The 19,692-nt window shown below is 46.1% G+C and carries 16 protein-coding genes; 12 read left to right on the plus strand and 4 right to left on the minus strand.

Going from position 1 to position 19,692, the window contains the following annotated elements; translation table 11 throughout:
- The first annotated feature begins 200 nt into the window (after positions 1 to 200).
- The 4 genes from pheS (at position 201) to S1OALGB6SA_RS05380 (ending at position 4,467) form a co-directional block, all read left to right on the plus strand.
- On the plus strand, positions 201 to 1,292 hold the full coding sequence (gene pheS, locus S1OALGB6SA_RS05365) for a phenylalanine--tRNA ligase subunit alpha (RefSeq protein ID WP_230204432.1): 1,092 nt from the start codon (positions 201 to 203) through the stop codon (positions 1,290 to 1,292).
- The gene (locus tag S1OALGB6SA_RS05370; RefSeq protein WP_124032789.1) at positions 1,289 to 3,463 is read left to right on the plus strand and encodes a phenylalanine--tRNA ligase subunit beta; all 2,175 of its coding nucleotides are present in this window, start codon (positions 1,289 to 1,291) and stop codon (positions 3,461 to 3,463) included. The genes pheS and S1OALGB6SA_RS05370 overlap by 4 nt, the downstream gene beginning before the upstream one ends.
- 168 nt (positions 3,464 to 3,631) lie before the next feature.
- On the plus strand, positions 3,632 to 3,964 hold the full coding sequence (locus S1OALGB6SA_RS05375; RefSeq protein WP_037561262.1) for an LB_289 family protein: 333 nt from the start codon (positions 3,632 to 3,634) through the stop codon (positions 3,962 to 3,964).
- 167 nt (positions 3,965 to 4,131) lie between these two features.
- Complete coding sequence (locus S1OALGB6SA_RS05380) at positions 4,132 to 4,467, plus strand: thioredoxin family protein (RefSeq protein WP_037561272.1); 336 nt, start codon at positions 4,132 to 4,134, stop codon at positions 4,465 to 4,467.
- A gap of 133 nt (positions 4,468 to 4,600) precedes the next feature.
- Here S1OALGB6SA_RS05380 and S1OALGB6SA_RS05385 read toward each other — a convergent pair whose 3' ends face one another.
- Complete coding sequence (locus tag S1OALGB6SA_RS05385; protein WP_124032790.1) at positions 4,601 to 5,749, minus strand: MORN repeat-containing protein; 1,149 nt, start codon at positions 5,747 to 5,749, stop codon at positions 4,601 to 4,603.
- A 65-nt stretch (positions 5,750 to 5,814) separates the two neighbouring features.
- On the opposite strand from S1OALGB6SA_RS05385, the gene S1OALGB6SA_RS05390 reads away from it, so the two are divergent.
- Positions 5,815 to 8,178 (plus strand): response regulator, encoded by a 2,364-nt coding sequence (locus S1OALGB6SA_RS05390; protein ID WP_148084032.1) that lies wholly within the window; start codon positions 5,815 to 5,817, stop codon positions 8,176 to 8,178.
- A 190-nt stretch (positions 8,179 to 8,368) separates the two neighbouring features.
- On the opposite strand, the gene thrH is transcribed toward S1OALGB6SA_RS05390, so the two are convergent.
- On the minus strand, positions 8,369 to 8,989 hold the full coding sequence (gene thrH, locus S1OALGB6SA_RS05395) for a bifunctional phosphoserine phosphatase/homoserine phosphotransferase ThrH (protein ID WP_124032792.1): 621 nt from the start codon (positions 8,987 to 8,989) through the stop codon (positions 8,369 to 8,371).
- A gap of 195 nt (positions 8,990 to 9,184) precedes the next feature.
- Between thrH and fusA the strand changes: the two genes are divergently transcribed.
- The 3 genes from fusA to S1OALGB6SA_RS05410 are packed head-to-tail and all read left to right on the plus strand — an operon-like array spanning position 9,185 to position 12,506.
- Complete coding sequence (gene fusA / locus S1OALGB6SA_RS05400; RefSeq protein WP_124032793.1) at positions 9,185 to 11,266, plus strand: elongation factor G; 2,082 nt, start codon at positions 9,185 to 9,187, stop codon at positions 11,264 to 11,266.
- An 8-nt stretch (positions 11,267 to 11,274) separates the two neighbouring features.
- Positions 11,275 to 11,988, plus strand: a complete 714-nt coding sequence (locus tag S1OALGB6SA_RS05405; protein WP_124032794.1) for a P-loop NTPase family protein — start codon at positions 11,275 to 11,277, stop codon at positions 11,986 to 11,988.
- A 32-nt stretch (positions 11,989 to 12,020) separates the two neighbouring features.
- Complete coding sequence (locus S1OALGB6SA_RS05410; RefSeq protein ID WP_124032795.1) at positions 12,021 to 12,506, plus strand: hypothetical protein; 486 nt, start codon at positions 12,021 to 12,023, stop codon at positions 12,504 to 12,506.
- Here the strand turns inward: S1OALGB6SA_RS05410 and S1OALGB6SA_RS10200 are convergent.
- The gene (locus S1OALGB6SA_RS10200) at positions 12,503 to 12,667 is read right to left on the minus strand and encodes a hypothetical protein (RefSeq protein WP_195910320.1); all 165 of its coding nucleotides are present in this window, start codon (positions 12,665 to 12,667) and stop codon (positions 12,503 to 12,505) included. The genes S1OALGB6SA_RS05410 and S1OALGB6SA_RS10200 overlap by 4 nt on opposite strands.
- A gap of 154 nt (positions 12,668 to 12,821) precedes the next feature.
- Here S1OALGB6SA_RS10200 and S1OALGB6SA_RS05415 point away from each other — a divergent pair, with 154 nt between their 5' ends.
- The 3 genes from S1OALGB6SA_RS05415 to S1OALGB6SA_RS05425 all read left to right on the plus strand — a co-directional run bounded on the left by S1OALGB6SA_RS05415 (position 12,822) and on the right by S1OALGB6SA_RS05425 (position 14,665).
- Positions 12,822 to 13,052, plus strand: coding sequence for a hypothetical protein (locus tag S1OALGB6SA_RS05415; protein ID WP_124032796.1), 231 nt, complete (start codon positions 12,822 to 12,824; stop codon positions 13,050 to 13,052).
- Positions 13,053 to 13,056: 4 nt separating this feature from the next.
- Positions 13,057 to 13,896 carry a leucine-rich repeat domain-containing protein gene (locus S1OALGB6SA_RS05420; RefSeq protein WP_124032797.1) on the plus strand — a complete coding sequence of 280 codons (840 nt, stop codon included), beginning with the start codon at positions 13,057 to 13,059 and terminating at the stop codon, positions 13,894 to 13,896.
- Between the two features lie 160 nt (positions 13,897 to 14,056).
- Positions 14,057 to 14,665, plus strand: a complete 609-nt coding sequence (locus S1OALGB6SA_RS05425; RefSeq protein ID WP_230204433.1) for a lysophospholipid acyltransferase family protein — start codon at positions 14,057 to 14,059, stop codon at positions 14,663 to 14,665.
- 130 nt (positions 14,666 to 14,795) lie between these two features.
- Here the strand turns inward: S1OALGB6SA_RS05425 and S1OALGB6SA_RS05430 are convergent, their stop codons facing one another.
- Entirely contained in the window at positions 14,796 to 15,593 is a 798-nt protein-coding gene (locus tag S1OALGB6SA_RS05430; RefSeq protein WP_124032799.1) for a hypothetical protein, read from the minus strand.
- Positions 15,594 to 16,100: 507 nt separating this feature from the next.
- Between S1OALGB6SA_RS05430 and S1OALGB6SA_RS05435 the strand changes: the two genes are divergently transcribed.
- A complete protein-coding gene (locus S1OALGB6SA_RS05435; protein WP_124032800.1) occupies positions 16,101 to 19,667 on the plus strand; it encodes an exodeoxyribonuclease V subunit gamma in 3,567 nt (1,188 codons plus the stop codon).
- Positions 19,668 to 19,692: the final 25 nt, after the last annotated feature.

Here is a 19,692-nt window from a genome sequence, read left to right on the forward strand (position 1 = left end):
AAGAGATCGAGAAGCTTTTAGCGGGCGGTCCATGATGAGAAGGGACAGTTGATTTTAAAAGAGTTTCTGGTGAAGTGCTTGGACAGTCTCGCGAGTAACGATGCGTCTGTTTGCTATCGGAAATTTATCGCTCACGGATAAGCGCGGAGCATTTTAGAAGGAAGAGGACACGCATCTGTTTGTGCAGAGGCTTTGTCCGGGTGGTACATTTTGCAGCGAGGTTGAAGCCGCACACATTGGTTAGAATGATGTTTGAGAAATTAAAAGTTTTGGAAGAAACCTTCAACTGCGCGTTGCGCGATGGGGACAGCGAGGCCGAACTGGCAAATATCAAGGCGCAGTTCCTCGGCAGGAAGGGCAAACTTGCCGCTATCTTAAAAGCCCTGGGCCAGATGCCAATGGAGGAGCGCAGGGAATTGGGCAGAGCTGCCAATGACTTGAAGAACCGCTTACTCCGTAAGTGGGTAGATGCCAGGGCAGATATCGAGAAAATTTCCATCGACAAAAAACTCAAGGAGAACTGGATAGATATCTCGCTTAGAGAGCGCGATCGCGCCGGACGCGTGTGGGAGGCCGGACTGCATCCAGTTACAATTGTTCAACGCGAGCTAGAGGATATCTTCCTTTCGATGGGTTTTGATATACTTGATGGACCGCATATTGAGGATGATTTTCACAACTTCACTGCGTTGAACATTCCCGAATCGCACCCGGCGAGGGATATGCAGGACACCTTTTGGTTCAAGGACCTGAAACATCTTCTACGGACGCATACTTCCACCATTCAGATTCGTGGGATGAAGCAGAAAATTAAGCCACCGTTCCGCTTCGTTGGGCCGGGAAAGGTGTTTCGGTGTGAAGCAATCGACGCATCGCATGAAGCGGTGTTTCATCAGATGGAGGGAATGCTAATTGGACGTTCGATTACGGTGGCTAATCTCATCTATTTCGAAAAGGTGCTGCTCAATGAAATTTTTGGGAAAGAGGTTGAGATTCGTCTGCGCCCCGGGTTCTTTCCCTTCGTTGAGCCCGGTTTCGAACTTGATATTGCCTGTTTGATTTGTCACGGTTCGGGTTGCAGGGTTTGTAAAGGAAGCGGCTGGGTTGAACTTTTGCCCTGCGGGATGACTCATCCAAATGTTCTTAAACACGGAGGAATAGATCCGGATGAATATAATGGTTTTGCCTTCGGTTTGGGTTTGGACAGGCTGGTGATGATGCGTTACGGAATTGACGATGTACGACTGATTCACAGTGGAAACATCGATTTTAGCAAGCAGTTCGCAGTATGAAAATCTCGCTCGATTGGATTGGAGATTTTGTTGACCTTCCAGAGGGTCTGAGTGATAGAGAAATCACTAGACGGATAACACTGAAGGTATGCGAAGTGGAGGAATACGAATCAAGCTCGGAACATGGTGTAGTCACCAACCCAAATCATGGCAACCTGGTGCTCAATATCGACAATAAATCGCTTACACACCGACCCGATCTCTGGGGCCACTACGGGATGGCGCGGGAATTCGCGTTGGTTTTCGATTCTCCATTTCGGGATAAGTTTGACGCAAAGTGGACCGATTCGCTCAAGAGAAGAATAGAGGAAGCCAAGGAAGCTGCATCTGCGTCAGTCCCGGCTGCGCCAATCACAATAGAAGTAGAGGGCGATACCGCTAATCTGGGGTTTTTGGGGCTAGTTATGAATGACATCCGCGTAGCTCAGAGCCCTCTTTGGATGCAGAGACGCCTTATGGAAGTTGGACTGCGTCCCATTAATTCAATCGTAGACATCTCCAACTACGTGATGCTCGAAACTGGAATCCCCAATCACATATTTGATAACTCCACCATACGCGAGGGGAAAATTATCGTGCGCCGCGCCGGTTCTACTCAGCATTTTGTAACTCTGGATGGATTGGCGCGTCATCTGGTTGCAGATGATACCCTGGTTTGCGATGCTTACAAACCTTCGGGAATTGCCGGCATCATGGGCGGACTTGGTAGTTCGGTGTCTGAAAGTACATCTCAAATTATGATAGAGGTGGCCAATTGGAAGGATGTGGAAATTCGGCAAACTAGTACGCGACTAGGGCTTCGTACTGATGCCTCTGTTCGCTATGAGAAGAGTTTGGATAGCGCTCAGTTGGAGAAAACCCTCCTGCGAATATTTGAATTGGTGCTGGAGTTAAACCCGGGGGCGCATTCTGTTGGTGAAATCCAGGCCGCTAACATGCCCAGTCCCATTCCACTGGAGATAGAAACAGGACCGAAACGGATTGGCTCGGTTTTAGGGATTGCAGTGGATGAAAACCGCTTCGGAAGCATTCTCAAGGCTCTGGGATTTGGAGTGAGAAAGCTAGACGAGGAGAGAAGCAGCCAATATAGCCACAAGGTAAGCGTTCCAACTTGGAGATCTACCAAGGATATTGAATGTGAGGCTGATATTGCCGAGGAAATTGGCAGATTCATCGGTTATGATTCCATTGCTCCTCTTAGCGCTGTGCACAACATAGAGGCTCTGCGACTTTCACCGAAAAAAACTACGGTACGCCGCGCCCAAGATTTCATGGTTCTCAGAGGGCAGGCTCTGGAAATCTATAATTATCCTTTACTTGGCGAAGCCCTGCTTTCATGCGCATTCTGGCCCGATCTCAATGAAGGGCTGGTTTTAGCCAATGCCCTTAACCCCGATATCGATAGAATGCGCCCCACTCTGATTCCAAGTCTTCTGCAGGCGACAGCGAATAATTTGAAGGAACACTCTGGTTTTCGGATTTTCGAATTTGGCCGAGCTTATAAGCAGTTGGATAGTCCCGAATTTTTCGCTGAAAATCTCCATTTAGGAGTGGTGTTTCAAGATTTAAACCACAATCCCTTCGTTGAATTAGCGGATATAATCGAAGGACTTTGCCGTTATGCAGGAAGGGATGTAAGCTTAATTCCAGGTGAGTTCAGTAAAAATCACGCGCTTATTCCTGTCGATTGGCCTGGTCTTCATCCGATTGAACTTCTGGATGTCAAGATTGGAGAGCTTGATGTGGGCACAGTTTTTTCCCTGCATTCCCGAGTGGGGCAGGCCTTTCGGATTAAGGGGAGAACAGCGATTGCGGTGTTGGATTTCGATGCGCTGATGGATATGCAAGAGGAAAGCGAATATGTCTTCACATCGCTTGATCGCTATCCGCGCGCGGATTTTGATTTAACCGTGGTGGTGCCGAAAGCGCATTATGGAGCGGAAGTCCTATCCGTTGTGAAGAATCTGGGCATGAAAGAAATACGCAAGGTGGGCGTACTCGATAGTTTCAACTTAAGCAGTGACGCGCGTGCTCTGACTCTACGGGTGGAATTCAGGGATTCGAGGAAAACCTTGAATCCAACCGCTATCAAAGAGGCCCAGAACAAGGTTATTGCTTCGCTAGATGCCGCCGGTTATCCGCTGCGAAACGCGGAATTCATGGCCCAATAACAAGTCCCGGTTCAATTCCTCTTTTTGTCTTTCTGTTGCTGACACGTTCCGGCTCGTCGGCATTGTCTAATTATAGTCGCTAACTCGGCGTCTCAGATTCAAGCTGACTTGCCTTTTTCTTAGCTCAAACAGTACTATCGTTAGGAACAAAAACTTGGAGTTGTTCCAATGAAAAGTACAGATCTGGCGAGACGAGACAGAGAAATCAGAAAGGCTCGCAAGCGGGAGATGGTTTTGGAGCGTAAAAGCCAGCGGGAAGGCCGCTCGGCTGGGGATTACATCAACCTTTTAAGCGAACGCCTTTTTTACGACAGTGAAAGAATATACAACATAGAACAGAGCGAGGATATCCTGATGCTCCTGGAAGAAATGAAAGAAGATCTACCTGACAGACAATGGGCCAATGTGATTCGGAAAGCGGTGAAGAGAACCAAGGTTAAACAGAAAGATACGGCCATCGAGCAACTTGCCAGTATGGGAGGAATTGACATAAACCCTTAGCGGGTCCAATCGATATATTCATTAGAGACAATTCGGCAATTTTATGATACACAGCAAAGTTTCCCTGCTCCACGAAATCTTGGAACACTGAGCGTACTACTTAACATAGGATTCCTCCGCAAAAGTGCTTGACCCTTTCTGGTGGGAAGGGCAATATTTTGGATACTGTGAATGCGATTCAAACGGTAGAAGAATTTCGAACCCTCGCTAATGGCGCAAAGCCATTTTGCGCCATTTTTACAGCTGACTGGTGTGTCGACTGCAAAGTGTTGAAACCGATGCTGCCTGATATTGAGAAAGAATTTGACAATCTATACATGTTTGCCACGGTCGATTGGGATGCCTTCAAAAACCTCTCGGAAGAGTATAGCATTCTAGGCGTTCCTAGTTTCGTCTCATTTCATAAGGGTGAAGTCATCGGAACTCTTATCAGCGGGCAGCGGAAAACTCGACAGCAAATAAGAAATTACCTTTATTCCCACCAAATTCATCACAACTCTTAGTAGTACATTTTCTCAATATTGCAGGTTATTAGGAACTACACTTTCGAAGCACAGATTTCTTACCGAAACGGCACATAGTTTTACGAAAGAGTATTCGTATTTTTGAAAACCGAACGCACGAAGTTCTTCAAATTCAGGCCCGCCTACCGTTATTGAAGCGTCCCTCATAGCGTTCACCATTTGCCCAAGTGAACACTCCCACTCCGTGCATTTTTCCTCTTTGAAACTCGCCAACATAGTTGCTGCCGTCCTCCCATGTGCAGCGTCCTTGTCCCTCCAATCGACCTGCGGAAAACTGTCCCTCCATAATCCTCCCATCTGGCCAACTCAACTTGCCGGGACCCTCCATAAGTCCATTTCGGAATTCTCCCTCGTAAAGGCTTGAGTCGTTATACTGAAACACTCCATGACCCTCGGGTATCTCCCCTCTAAGTTCGCCTCTATAAACCCCGTTCCTAAAGGCGATCGAATCCAGCCTCAGGCTTTCCGGCAAAGCCTGAGGCTGGTTCTTGTTGCCTTCTGAGAGGGGTTGGAACTCGCTGAAAGTGAACGAGCGGAAAACAGTTTCCAATGGTCGTCGTTTTCTGCTGGAACCCGGAACCCAAATTGTACACTCAAGCCATCTTGCCCCGCGTGTTGTTGCACCATAAATATACAACTCGTCTTTGATTTTCCTTCCCTCTGCATCAAACACGAGTTCCGATTCCGGACGGCCTTCCTCGTCGTAAGTGAAAAGCGTTTTACGCTGGATTTCTCCTTCCGTTTTCCCAATCACAATAGAAACGCGGCGGTTCTCAGAATCATATTTGTGCCAGATAATTAAATCGGCCCTGTTCTCATCGTAGAGATACTCCTGTAAAAGTCTTCCCTCATCATCTCTCTTTTCCACTCGTACCCGCCGATCCTGCCGTTCAGCAACCATGCGCTCTTCTCCATTGTGTTCGTAGGTCCAGACAGTTTCGACTTGGTCGCCTTTAGTTTTCAAGGTACGCTTTTGAAGCTTATGGTTTTCATCCCATTCCCATAGCTCCCGCTCTTTTACTTCTCCTTTCAAGTCCAATTTGTAGCGAGCAATCTTGTCATTGCGGTCGTTGTATGTAAAGAGTTGAACTCCGTCCTCTTCCTCGATTGAAGTAAGCTTCCCCATCGCGTTCCAGCTATATCGGGCGTCAAAGCGCCGCTCGCCTCCTTTCCAGAAAAAGTATTTCCGACTGAATTCCTGGCGCTCCAGGGTAAGGATATCCACTGGACCGGCTGTATCGGTTAGAAAATCTTCAAGCATGCGCTTATTATGATTAATGCAATTTCTTGTTGCTACTTAAAAAGTCATTGCCCGATAATGCTGACATGACTCGCGAATTCGACAAACTTCCATTTGCGAAGACGGTAGAAAAATATCCCGAAGGTATTGCTTACATCGGTTCGACTGGGGAAATAGAGGATTCCAATCAAGCTTTTAGAGAATTAACTGGTTTTGGCGAAGGACCTCTGGAACGCTTCAATTCCCTAGTTCACCTCAATTATATCAAAAAATGGAGACGGGTGCTAGCAAAATTTCTTGGCGAGCGATCGAAAGTCACCCGTTTAGTACTCAAACTGTATGGGAAGAGAAAGAATGATCGATGGATTCGTTTAACTCTGTTGCCTCTGGAAATCGACGGCTATTTACTTCTGCTTCTTGATATTACAAGTCAGAAAAAGCTTGAAATGAAGCTTACTCTGGCTCGTGATAATGCTGAGAAGGCTGCCCAATCAAAGAGCAACTTCTTAGCGAATACCAGCCATGAGATTCGAACCCCTATTCACACTATAACCGGGATGTCAGAATTGCTTGCTGATACGGCGTTGGATCAAGAGCAGTCCGATTACCTGGACCAAATACGTTTCGCCGCCGGGGTACTAATTACTTTGATCAACGATCTGTTGGATTTCTCAAAAATCGAAGCAGGCCACCTGCGTTTAGAGAAAACAAAGTTCAATCTGATAAGAATGCTCGAAGATGCCATTGATTTAAGCACTCTGGAGGCGCACAGAAAGAAGATTGATGTTGGGTTCTATATGGATCCACGGATTCCATCGATTTTGTATGGAGATCCCGGGAAGCTGAGACAGGTTATCGTAAATCTGATGAATAATGCTGTTAAATTTACCTATCAAGGTCAGGTTGTATTGGACGTGGAAATGATTTCGGTTAGCAGAGTCGGCGTGAGGCTCAAATTTACGGTAAGCGACTCCGGAATAGGCATACCCGAGGAAAAGCGTGCGAAACTCTTCGAGGCCTTCCAACAAGCCAATAATTCAGCTGCGCGTCAATATAAGGGAAGCGGCTTAGGCCTGTTTATTTCGAAAAGCATTGTTTCCCAGATGGGGGGAGCCCTCTCATTTATCAGTGAAGTTGCCAAGGGCTCATCGTTCTTTTTCGAAATTGAACTCGAAAATGCTGAAATTGATGTACCGACAACCAATATACATAGGGATTTTTTCCTAGGCAAAAGAATTCTGGTGGTGGACGATAACGAGGCGATACGCGATAGAATAGCAAGAACTCTTGAATCCTGGGGTTTTGTAATGCACCAGGCCGATGGTGCAGAAGCAGCTCTACGCATGCTGAGTTCCGCGAAATCCGAAAGCTTCGAGCTGGTTTTCGTTGATCAGACAATGCCCAGCATGGATGGTTGGCAATTCGCCAGCAAGGTACATTCCAATCCAACAATAGTTCCACCTCGAATGATACTAATGTCCATGAAGGGCGAGCAGCACTCGTCCGAAACGAAGATGAAACTTCTTGGTTGGTATAATTCTTATCTCACCAAGCCAATGCGGCAGAAAGACCTTTTTTCCACATTGCTTCGTCTCCTTAGTGTCAATTCCGAGTTGGAAATAGCGGAGGAGGTGAGGGATGTGGATTTCGTTGATGAATCTCGAACCCGTGGCAAAGGTTATCGGATATTGATAGCCGAAGATCACATAATCAACCGAAAATTACTTCAAACTATATTGAAAAAGGATGGTCATGAGGTATGGGAAACAGCAAACGGTGAGTTGGCTCTAAGTATAATTCTAACTAAGAGACCGGACTTGATTTTCATGGATTGCCAAATGCCAGTTATGAATGGCTATGAGTCCACGCGGAAAGTTCGAGAGGCGGGGATTCATACGCCAATTATCGCGGTTACTGCCAGTGCCTTAGCCGAAGAGCGAAAGAAATGCCTGGCCTGCGGTATGAACGATTTGATAACTAAACCGTTCAAGCAATCCGATATTTATATGATGATTGAACGATATCTCGGTGTCGGCAAGGAACTGATGGAAGGCTCTGAGAAAGGTGTGAATATCAACACAGATGAATATGTGGATCGGCCAATCTTCGATTATAAGGCAGCAGTAAGTATTTTCCTCGGAAATGAAGATACCGTTAGGAATCTTATGGAAATTCAAATAGAGAAGATGGAGGAGGATTTGGAACTGATCAAAAATGCCGTTTCTTCCAGGGATTGGAAATCACTTGGCAACATCGCTCATTCCATGAAGGGTAGCTGCAGTAACATGGCAATGCTGCGCTGCGCAAGTATCGCGAAGAATCTTGAAATTGCCGCGAACAATGCCTTGGAGACAGTGGCGCTTACTGGCCTCAAAAATCTTGAGCGTGAAATCCCTCGTCTGAAAACAGAAATCGAAAAAATCAGCAGAACTCAAAATTTTCGGCAATAATTGTAAGCGACAAAACCTTTATCTATGAGAAGCGCCGAGTTTGAGAATCACCCGTGCATAGCAAGCATCATTATAACGGCATATCTCGAAGGCGAAGAATTCGAAACTGTTTTGCAGGAGAACTAAACTGGATTTTAACAGTGTCACATTCAAGATGCGCGGATTTGCTTACTTTGATGAAGCTGCAGTGTCATACAGGTAGATGAACATGTTTCAGGAAATTGCGGACACCTGCCAACAGTTGAGAATGGTTTTCGGCGCAATCGAAGTCAGGATATTTTTTCTTAATCAAATCTGGTGCGCGAAAAAGCACACTTTTATGGGCTGCTTTCAACATGGAAATATCATTGTACGAATCGCCCGCGGCAAAAACCTCCAAGCCCATTGTACGAAAGGCCTTCACTGCTTCTCGCTTACCATCGTTTTGGCGGAGTCTGTAGGAAGAAATTCGACCGCCCTTTTCCACCAACAGTGTGTTGCAGAACAAAGTTGGAAAATTGAGCTTGTTCATCAGTGGGGTGGCAAACTGATCGAAGGTATCTGAAAGCACCACCAACTGCGTCTCCATTCGAACCTGTTGAACAAAGTCGCAGGCTCCGTCCAGGGGCTCAAGTTTGCTGATTATCGTTTGGATATCCTCTAGAATCAACCCTTCTTTGTCCAGAATCGACAGACGGTATTTCATAAGTTCGTTGTAGTCATTTCTATCCCGGGTTGTAAGGCTGAGTTCCTTGAGTCCAGTTTCTTCAGCTATCGCAATCCATATTTCCGGAACTAAAACTCCTTCAAGGTCTAGACAAACTAATTTCATTTATGTATCCAAAGCGATAAGATTTTCGCGGAAGACTAGCTTGAAGTGACGATTCTTTTCAAGAGCAAAAAAGTGTAGACCAAAGATGTGACGATAGCTATACTACGCCGACTTCTTGGTACAATCCCCCAATAAGTAAATATTTAGTTTAGAGAAATCCCGCCAGATGGGGTTTTCGATACGAGGTAGGAACGCATGAGTTTTGATACTGAAAAACTGCGTAATATTGGAATAAGCGCTCATATTGACTCAGGAAAGACAACACTTACAGAGCGAATTCTATTTTTCTGCCAGAAAATACACTCCATTCATGAGGTGCGTGGCAAAGATGGCGTCGGAGCCACCATGGATTTCATGGAACTTGAGAAGGAACGTGGTATTACGATTGTCTCTGCTGCAACCAGTGTTAACTGGAAGTATCACCAGATAAATATCATCGATACTCCTGGCCATGTCGATTTTACAATAGAAGTTGAAAGAGCGCTGCATGTTCTGGATGGAGCCATCCTGGTTCTCTGTTCAGTAGGCGGTGTTCAAAGCCAGTCGATTACCGTCGATCGGCAACTGAAGCGTTACAACGTACCCAGGGTGGTCTTTGTTAACAAAACCGATCGAACTGGCGCAAACCCTTATAAGGTTTGCCAGCAGCTTGTAGACAAGCTGGGACTAAATGCAGTGATGATGCAGATTCCAATCGGACTGGAAGAAAAACATGAAGGCGTAGTGGATTTGGTTAGCATGAAAGCAATCTACTTTGATACCGATGTAGTCCACGAAACTCGCATTGCGGAAGTGCCAGCTGAGCTTCAGGCTGAAGCGACGGAGAAACGTGAAATCATGCTTGAAGCTCTCACCATGTTTGACGACCAATTATTAGAAAGGGTGATGGATGGCGATGAGATTCCGGAAGATCTCATTCACAGGGCCGCTCGTGTCGGCACCCTGGCAAATAATTTGGTTCCTGTTTACATAGGGAGCGCATATAGAAATAAGGGTGTGCAGCCTTTATTGGATGCGGTTATTCGCTACCTCCCCTCTCCGACAGATGTCACTAATGAAGCCCTTGACTTAAGCAAGAATGAAGAAAAAGTAGTTTTTACATCAGATTTTACGAAGCCAGCTGTTGCACTGGCGTTCAAACTGGAAGATGGGCAGTATGGGCAGCTGACATATATACGAATCTATCAGGGGGTCATCAGGAAGGGCGCTGATTTGTATAATGTTCGCAGTCAACGGAAGTTTAAGGTTGGCCGCCTTGTTCGAATGCATGCCGATTCAACGGAGGATATTAACGAGGCGGGACCCGGGGACATAGTTGCACTCTTCGGAATTGAATGCGCTTCGGGAGATACCTTTTGCGGTTCCAAGTTGAACTTCTCGATGACATCCATGTATGTTCCCAATCCAGTTGTTTCTCTATCGGTGAAGGCGAAGAACAAATCGGCATCGGACAAGGTGATTAAGGCTTTGAATCGTTTTGCCAAGGAGGATCCGACATTTCGCAGTTATGTGGATGCGGAAACGAATGATACCGTTGTTCAAGGAATGGGAGAGTTGCATCTTGAGGTTTACTTGGAACGCATGCGTCGCGAGTACAAAATTGAAATGGAAACCGGTGCGCCTCAGGTGGCATATCGTGAGACGATAACCAGAAGAGTGGAATGGGAGTATACGCACAAAAAACAAACAGGCGGCAGTGGTCAATATGCGAAGTTACTTGGAATCATGGAACCCTGCGAAGGAGAAAACTATATTTTCGAAAATAAGGTGAGAGGAGGCAGTATCCCCACTGATTACATTCCCTCGTGCGACAAGGGATTTCAAACCGCGATGCAAAAAGGTCCTCTACTGGGTTTTCCGATTGTCAACGTGAAGATGACAGTTGTGGATGGGGGCTCACACTCTGTTGATTCCTCAGATATGGCGTTCCAAACAGCCGCTATTCTGGGTTTCAAGAAGGCCTACAGGGAAGCAGGGGCCGTCATGCTTGAACCGATAATGAAAGTCGTGGTGGAAGGGCCAACCGAGTTTCAGGGCAGTATATTTGGCAGCATAAATCAGCGACGAGGTATTATACTGGCATCGCAGGATGAAGGACATAATTGTATAGTGGAAGCGGAGGTGCCGCTTAGCGAGATGTTCGGTTACTCCACAACACTGCGTTCCTCCACTCAGGGGAAAGCAGAGTTCACAATGGAGTTTGCTAAGTTTGTGAAAGTGCCTCGATCGATTGCCGAAGAATTGCTGGAAATTCAAACCAGTAAGCTCGGCAAATAGGGGGATTTGTGATAAAAAATGAGCTGATTAAGAAAAGCCCGCTTCGGAAACTTGATCAATCAATCCGAGGTGGATTGAGCCGGGGGAGTATTGGCGTGATTGCCTCTCGCAAGGGTATTGGGAAAACTGCATGCCTTGTTCATATTGCCACCGATAAGCTGATTGCCGGGCAGCGGGTTATCCATGTTTCCTATGCAAAGAGAGTGGATCACATTGTTGATTGGTATGAGGATATTTTTAAAGAAATCAGTCAGAAACGCGATTTGGAAAACGCAATGGAAATTCACGATGAGATAATTCACAATCGCGTAATCATGAATTTCAGTCAACATGGTACTTCGGTGGCGCAGGTTATCTCGGGTCTCTCGGCTATGATGAATAATGGTCGAATGGATGCAGAAGTTATTGTTTTCGATGGATATGATTTCACTCGATCCGATTATCAGGATGTCTATGCATTCAAGAAATTTGCCTCCGATAAAGAGGTAGAACTTTGGTTTACGGATGATTACCACAGAACCGATATCGATGGCCCTGTACTAAGCGATGAAGGGATACCCACCAATTTGATTCCTTTTCTTGATTTGATAGGGGTAATTATCACAATAAAAGCCGAGAGAGACTATCTTCATCTGTATCTGGTGAAGGATCATGAGAGAATCAACATAAAGGATCTCCCTCTGAAATTGGATCCGAGGACGCTGCTAATCGCAGAGGTGTAAAATGCTCTCAGGAGGATTAAAGCCCACGAAGCATGACACATAGAATTTCGTATCAGTTAAAGTTTGGCGTTCCCAGCGAGTTTAGAAATCAAGAGCGAATGCTTGCTTCAGTCGATTCACTTCTTAGAGCATTTGAGGGAGTTGACCGTCTAATTGCAGATTCCATAGGAATGGAATTAATCTACAAGAAGGCGCTCAGGGAGATGGAGCCGACGTACTTCGATTATGAAGTGACGCTCACTCTGGTTTGGCCGGTTCAGATGCGACTGGGTAGCTCGCCAAAACCAGCTTCCATAAGTCTAATTATAGAGCAGGCTCATCAAGATCTGCTCAAGTCGCTAAAGCTTGATTCTGCGGATGCAAGTGAAATCACCAATAATTGGGATAGATGGGCCAGAAATGAGGGATTTGCGGATTCCTTCATTTATCTTGCCCCGTCTGCAAAACACTTTCAGTCATTCCTGGATGACTTCAGCAGAGCTGCTCATAATCTTGATAATAGGATTATTCTTAGTTAGAGTGCGCGTTCGTTATTCGGTAAACTACGTCTGTTTTGCCTGATAATACCATTCTTCAAATTTTGCTTCCCTCTGTTTTTCCTTGCTGCCACGGTGCCGAGGACGACGATTTCCTGTTCCGCTGCAATAACTCCCTGCCTGATACGCTTATATCGATTCATGTTTTCACTCCCGGGTAGCCGATTATCGGATTATCCAGCCACTTGATTTCATTGAATTTTTTTTCAGATATGCTCTGGTAAAAAAATCTCGAAAAATCATGTAGACTATGGAAGACTTTCATCCAGGAAATTATTATTTATGTAGGAGGAAGTCATGTTCGATTTGAATAGGTCTATCGATGCCGAAGACAACGACGAAAAAACCGATGAAATATCCCTAGAAGACCTTGAGAGCATGGAAGACGAAGAGAGTAATCAAACTGGCGATTTTGTGGACGAGGATGGCTGGGGTGATTCCTTCGATGATTTGGACAGCGGAGCGTGGGAAGATCGGTACAATGATGAAGAGGATGGAATAGAGCGAGATCCATGGGAACTTGGATGAAAGAGTGAACAACTGGCATAGTGAACTAATTGATAAGTTGCAATATATTTTTGTCCGTGGCGTATATCAGGAGATAGATGCGTTAATCGCCGCATTGCACGACAAGAACAATTTTGAAGATTTATGTGAAAAACTCTTTCGAGGGTGTTCAATAGCTGACAATGGCTATCTAGTCCCTGGTGGCTTTTTCACGGATGAAAACTGCTCGGCCTCCTTACAATATGTGATGTATGAGTTATTGAGTCGAACTCCGGATACTTTTTTGTTGAAACACAGAGTTACCAGAGTGAAATTTGTTCGAAGTCGGCTTAACGGAGCATTTCGGTTTCCCTCGAAGCTGTTTTCACTACCCCGCTTACAGGCGCTGACCGTACGTGACATGGGAATAAACCAGCTTCCCACGATTCCCAATGTCAATAAAACCATTACAGTTATAGATTTAGAGGGTAACGAAATTGGAATTTTCCCCGATGGACTCCTTCGGTTGCCAAATTTGTCTATACTGAACCTCGCTTACAATAAGATTGAGGAACTTCCAAGTGCTTTATGTAGATTGAAGCGTCTGCGAGTCCTAAGCCTCAAAGGAAACGTTATTGGAAGAATTCCAGAGGATTGGCATAGGATGCAGAATCTTCGTGTTCTGGACCTATCCATGAACCGCTTGAAAGTTGTTCCAGATTCCCTGTGCACACTCGGAGCACTTAAGGACTTGAGGTTGTCGTTTAACGATCTTCCGGCTTCCATAGAGGCGTACTGGGAAAGGAGTATTACAAAGGAGTGTAAGAGGGGACAGAACCTCATTAATAGCAATGTATCTTCCCAACATTTTAAAGGATCGCTATGAGACCGATCCGATTCGTCATTGTCGCTATTCGTCTCGACGCATGTTCACTAGTGCAATTTGGTTTTACCTGCGATATATAATCTTAGTTATCTGCTCTGGGATAAAATTCTTTTTTGCGAAAGACCCTCAGCGCACGGTTGTTCGCCAGGCACTTCTTGTAATGCGGATTGTGGAAAGGCAAGGAGTGCATCTAACATTTGAAGGATTAAGCAAATATCCGGCCGAGAGCGGGCCTTATGTGTTTGCCTGCAATCATATGAGCACTTTGGAAGTGAACGTCTTGCCAGGATTGATTGCTTCAAGAATTCCCATGACCTTTGTAGTTAAGCAAAGTCTACTGAAAACGCCGTTTTTCGGAAAAATTCTACGCAGACTTAGGGCCATTCCCGTTAAAAGGTGTCATCCTGGCGAAGATTTGATACAAGTTATCAGAGTGGGCAAAAAAATGCTCTCCGAGGGCACTTCAGTGATACTCTTTCCGGAAGGTACCCGCCAGGATGTTTTCTCACCACGACGTTTCAACAGCCTAGCTGTCAAACTCGCTCTCAAGGCAGAAGTACAAATTGTCCCCGTTGCTCTTAAAACGGATTTTTGGGGAGCCGGTAAACTGATAAAGGAATTTGGAGCTCTTCACAGAGATAGGCGAGTGAATATATCTTTTGGGGGTCCAATCAGAGCCAGCGGGCGAGGCAAAAATGAACAACAAATGATTGTAGATTTTATTTCGAATCATCTTCGTGAGTGGGGTTCTCCGGTGGATGCGGCGTAAAAACAGGGACTCTTGTGGATAACTTGTGGATAGTTTGAGAAAAGTCGAAAATACTCAAAAATCCGCTTTTTCCTCTTTTTTCGTATGAATTGAATCATTGAACCCGTGCATATACATTGAATGAACCTTTTTAGCTGACATTTTGGATTTTTCTGAGCGCTTTTCTCATGTTTTCCCCATCGGTAGACAGAAAATCCCGTCTATGGGTCATCTCTGTCTCCCAAATTGTGGATGTTTTGCTTGTGGATAAATTGTGAACAACCTTGGAATAATCGGGCACGCTGGAAGAAAGCATAGAAACTCCAGTCCGCATCATCTCGGCAGTTTCCCAGGAAACATGACAAATCGAAGTCTCTTTGGCCAGGGAGTTTGCAAAGAGTTCGTCTATTACTCGCCTGGGTTGGTCCCCTTCGTATCCAAGGATGATTTGTTTAGGGTGTAGGAAATCGTTGAGGTTTCTGTCTTTGCCAAAAAAAGCCGGGAAGGCCACTACATTTATCATGTCGGAATACATGGTCTCGTTTAACCAATCCTGCAGGACGTGACAAGAGCCACTTGGTACCTTGGCGCTCACAATTACCATGGAAAAGGAACCCATGATGCCCGTTAAACACTCCGCTGCCCGCAGTAACGCTTCCTTATCAGGCATAGTGTCACTGTCGGAACTGGGTACTTCGGAGATTACCACAACTTTGGCCTCTAAGAGGCATTTCTCCAGTTCAGATGTAAATCTCAGCTGTCCTTCCCTTAGAACCGATTTCATATGAGAAGATAGTTCCTCATCATTTATGCTTAACATGCCACGCTGCAAACGTCTTGCTCTTGTTGGATTCACATCAATAGTGGTTACTGTGTGTCCCAATATGGCAAGACCAACCGAAATGATTACTCCTTCGTAACCTGAGCCCAAGATAGTAATATGCATCATCCCTCCCTTACGTATCCTAAAAATAAAGTTAACCCAGTTTTTCCAATTCCACAGGGAAAGAAACAAAAAGAATTCAAATTAAATGTGGGATTGGATACTTCTATCAATGTCATTTCACTGATCCGAACCAACAATTAACCTCGGGCGACATCTCGCAGAACGATTCCTTATCGTGCAGACAACCTATGGGCGAGTGTCGCCATAGTCTCTTCCGGAAGAAATAAGTTTCTCTGCTCAGAAAGAGATTCAAAGTACCCGCGGCCTAATAGTTACTCTCGGCCTCCTCAGCTTCAGTGCTTGCAAATCGTTCAGTTCAAGCTGCCGAAGCACCATTTCCTTCTTTCAACCCAATAGATGTCAACAAACCCCTCATAGGAGCAGGCCGAGGACATGGACGACTATTCACTGCCGGTACAAAGCAAAGCATAAATTTAATAAAGAACAACTGATTATTATGACAGAACTTTGTCACAATGCAAAGATGCATTTTGGAGTTATGATACATACATGACAGGTTATTTCGTTTACCAATCCTGTAAAATCAATTCATTCGTAGATGAATATCCAAATTTGTTCTGCCAGGAGAATCCTTTATCTGAGCCTACCTACTACGTTGTTAAGAATCACGAAATGGGAGAATGGCTGAAACGATACTTGGCTGATAAGTTTGGCACGGTGCTGGGACTTCGTATTCTGGAAATTAGTCGGGCCATACAAGAATTCAATAGCTGGTACGGAAGTTCTCTTAGTCATCGAAGAGGGATGACAGAGAACAGGAAGTATTCGGATGCTTCGAACGGCACTATGGCGAATTCGGGCGCCGCAGAGGAGGCGAATGTCGCACCGATGGCGCTGCTCTCCAGAAGCGAAATGAGACTTGCTATTTACAAGGCATTGGAAGAGCTTCTTGTGGAGGAAATTGTACCTTTCAAGTCCATACAAGCCTATCTTGCCAAGGCGCCTCATGGCGGAGAGTCTGAATGGCTCTGGCAGTTTGCCAACTCAGTTGCAGATGCCTTTATTTTCTATGATTTGAATTTTTCGGAGCAATGGAAAGAATCGGAAACAACATGGCAGCATCTGCTTTGGAAGAGGATTTTCCATACCGATCTCCCGTATAGCTCTCTTGGTAGTAAATTGTCTGGGATTGTAGCTTCGGAAAGAGTATCGGGGAAGAATTCGACTCGAATTGTAATTCTTCTTCCAGGTTTGCTCAGTGAATCGACGCTGCGGTTCATTCAGCATATGGGGAAAGAACACGAGATTCATCATCTACTTATTATGCCTATGTGGGCGGAGAAACCAGTTCGAGCCTTCGTGTTCAATAATTCAAAACCAGCGCGACGTATGGTTTTGCTTTGCAGTCGATTGAAAGAAACAAGGCTTGAATCCATTTCCCTCAAGGGAAGAGATGAAAATAAAAAAACACTTCTGGAACGGCTGCGGGAATCGCTTAGGAATGATGAGCCTGTGCGGGGAACTATTCTTGATGATGACAGTTTTGACATACACGACGTATGCGGACCACGCCGGGAAATCGAGGTACTCAAGAATCTCATACTTGCTGCACTTCGAGACGATAAGAGCCTTGCCCCTTCCGAAATAGCAGTGTTGGCTCCGGATATCAGCTTCTATGCTCCATATATCGAAACAGTCTTTCCCTCCGTGGGTGATAAATCCTCGAAGGGCGTCGACCATCTTGGATATGAGCTCATGGACATTCCGAATCTCTCTCTGGCCCCCTATCCAATGGCCTTTAAAACGCTTGCTTCGCTGCCGGGTTCTCACTTCGGCAAACGCACATTGCTAACTCTATTTGACAACCCTTGTTTCGCACCCACGACCGGTCAATCGGAATTAGCGCATGAGTGGAAGAATATTGTTCAAGAGCTCAATGTCCGTTGGGGTAGCACCGCGGAGCATCGACGAGAGGAGGGCGCCTCCGATGTAGTAACAGGAACTTGGGAGAACGCCTTTGAACGTCTGCTGGCCTCCTACTATCATGACGAGGACGACAGTTTGGATTTATTTCCGGCCAGATATTTTGGCGATACCTTCACGGAGGGCGCAGGTCAACTGATACATATAATTCGCACACTCGATGTGCAGCTGCGCCAACTTCACAAAAAAGCCCTTCCTCTCACAGAATGGGCTGATTGCTGGTTGGAAATCACAAAAAATTGGCTCGTGGCTCAGCCTGACAGCGAAGATGAGCTGCGCATACAGAAAGCGCTCGGGAATCTGGTTGTACTCAGCAGAAGACTGGATGATTTCTCTGATTTCTCCAATCGAACGATACCCTGGCCAGTATTTTCAGTTCTCCTGGATGAGTTATGCTTTCCCAGCCACATACACCACAGCTATAGTTCGGGTCGCGGGGTTATTTGCTCGTCGATTCGAAGCCTTCGCTGCATACCCTTTCGTCGCATCTACATACTGGGAATGAACGAGGGTGCCTGGCCTCCCAGGCAAATTTTGCCAGGTTTCGATTTCAGGAATGACATGGAAAACTATGATGACTTCTCGCGCGAGGCGGACGATCGACTTTGCTTCCTGGAAGTATTTTTTTCAGCCAGCGACAATGTTTCACTCCTATATACTGGGAGAGACAGTGAACTCGGAGATCGGCTTTCTCCCGCCGCGCCAATAGTTGAACTGATGGAACACCTGGGTGAAGGCGCTCAAAATTTGATTAGGCGCCATCCACTAGCCCCTTATCACTACTACCACTCATTCGGAGAGAGTGATCGGACAGTTCTCTCCAGTGTTGCAAGAGGGTACGAGGGGAAGACGCGAACATCTGAAAAAAAGAGGCAGATTGATTCCCCCTTGCCGCAGCATCTTGCCCTGGCACGATCACTCCGTGAAAAAAGAAGACGACCTGCAGCCTCTTCGACAATCCTCCCACTCCCCTCAATGGAATCAGACAGTATCGACTGGAATATGCTCGTGGCGTTTTTGCGCAACCCGGTAGAATATTTCTACCGCAGACGGATGGGTGCTGCCTGGCCGGAAATGCCGAGTGACCTCGGTGAGTGCGATGTATTAGAGCCGGATTATTCAGAGTGGTATAACTGGTGCAGAAAGGCGGTTTTGGAAAACCCTGAAACTCTGAATTCCGCCTCTGCATTGGTAGACGGTTTTCGCAATTACATTCGTCGTAAAGGTTCGGTTTCGAACAGTTTGGTAGGAGAGTTGCAGTCAGAGCAGTGGTTGAAAGAATCGGAGTCACTTGTCTCCAGTTTAGAAGATTTGCAATCCGAAGGTTTTGAACTTGAATTGCCCTTCTGCTGCCGTTTCTCGTCGGAGCCTGATTATCCGCATCGATCTGATCGGCTTATGCACACCACTGAAGCAGGCGGCAGAATCCAGCCTGTGCCTGGGGAAGAACTCTATCTTCCGGCTCCACGGGCAGGAGGGGAACATGCACTGCAAATTGTCGGACTCATTGGGGGATTGAGACTGTCTTCCAGGGAACCGGAAGGGACGGTTTGGACAATGCTGGATTTTGCAAGTGCGCGGGAACCCGGTTCCAAACATAATTTGCGTACTTGGATTGCCGCACTCATAATCGGCAGCACACTGGGTTCTAATGGACCACGGGAACTGCGAGTATTTCGCTTGGGCCGAGGCCTTAAAGAACTTAGGCGTTATTTTTTTCATATCGAAGGCTGCCCGTCTGAGAGCGAACAAGATTCCGTTTTCATGGTGAATCCGAAAGCATTACTGGGAATACTGCTGGAGATATTTTGGGCCGGGCAGCGGGCGCCAATACCGCTCTATCCGGAATTGGCAGACAGGATTGCCAAATTGAGTGAGAAGAGATTGAATGTGATAACGGAGGATGAGTTGAATGGTGTCGAAAGGGAAGGATATCTCGCGAGTCTTGCGGAAAGAGCCTGGGGCGAGTTGATAAATTCCAGATGGGATGTCTTCAATACGGTTCGGAGCTGTTACTACCGGAGATGCTTCCTAGGCCCGCCCAATTTTGCATCCAAGGTATTTTCGCGCGCCTGGAAGGAACTCTATCTTAGAGGCGGGTTGCTGCTCCGGCAAGCGAGCGGAAACAGGTAAGATGAGATGCTTCACTGCCAATGCT

Source organism: Olavius algarvensis spirochete endosymbiont, from assembly GCA_900608495.1.
In the GTDB taxonomy this organism is placed as follows: domain Bacteria; phylum Spirochaetota; class Spirochaetia; order DSM-2461; family DSM-2461; genus UBA2779.

Coding starts and splice junctions, on each gene's coding strand:
- S1OALGB6SA_RS05385 (WP_124032790.1), bottom strand. CDS start 5,749: ATGCTTGAAGATTTTCTAACCGATACAGCCGGTCCAGTGGATATCCTT.
- S1OALGB6SA_RS05425 (WP_230204433.1), top strand. CDS start 14,057: ATGCGGATTGTGGAAAGGCAAGGAGTGCATCTAACATTTGAAGGATTA.
- S1OALGB6SA_RS05430 (WP_124032799.1), bottom strand. CDS start 15,593: ATGATGCATATTACTATCTTGGGCTCAGGTTACGAAGGAGTAATCATT.
- S1OALGB6SA_RS05435 (WP_124032800.1), top strand. CDS start 16,101: ATGACAGGTTATTTCGTTTACCAATCCTGTAAAATCAATTCATTCGTA.
- fusA (WP_124032793.1), top strand. CDS start 9,185: ATGAGTTTTGATACTGAAAAACTGCGTAATATTGGAATAAGCGCTCAT.
- S1OALGB6SA_RS05415 (WP_124032796.1), top strand. CDS start 12,822: ATGTTCGATTTGAATAGGTCTATCGATGCCGAAGACAACGACGAAAAA.
- S1OALGB6SA_RS05410 (WP_124032795.1), top strand. CDS start 12,021: ATGACACATAGAATTTCGTATCAGTTAAAGTTTGGCGTTCCCAGCGAG.
- S1OALGB6SA_RS05370 (WP_124032789.1), top strand. CDS start 1,289: ATGAAAATCTCGCTCGATTGGATTGGAGATTTTGTTGACCTTCCAGAG.
- S1OALGB6SA_RS05375 (WP_037561262.1), top strand. CDS start 3,632: ATGAAAAGTACAGATCTGGCGAGACGAGACAGAGAAATCAGAAAGGCT.
- S1OALGB6SA_RS10200 (WP_195910320.1), bottom strand. CDS start 12,667: ATGAATCGATATAAGCGTATCAGGCAGGGAGTTATTGCAGCGGAACAG.
- thrH (WP_124032792.1), bottom strand. CDS start 8,989: ATGAAATTAGTTTGTCTAGACCTTGAAGGAGTTTTAGTTCCGGAAATA.
- S1OALGB6SA_RS05390 (WP_148084032.1), top strand. CDS start 5,815: ATGACTCGCGAATTCGACAAACTTCCATTTGCGAAGACGGTAGAAAAA.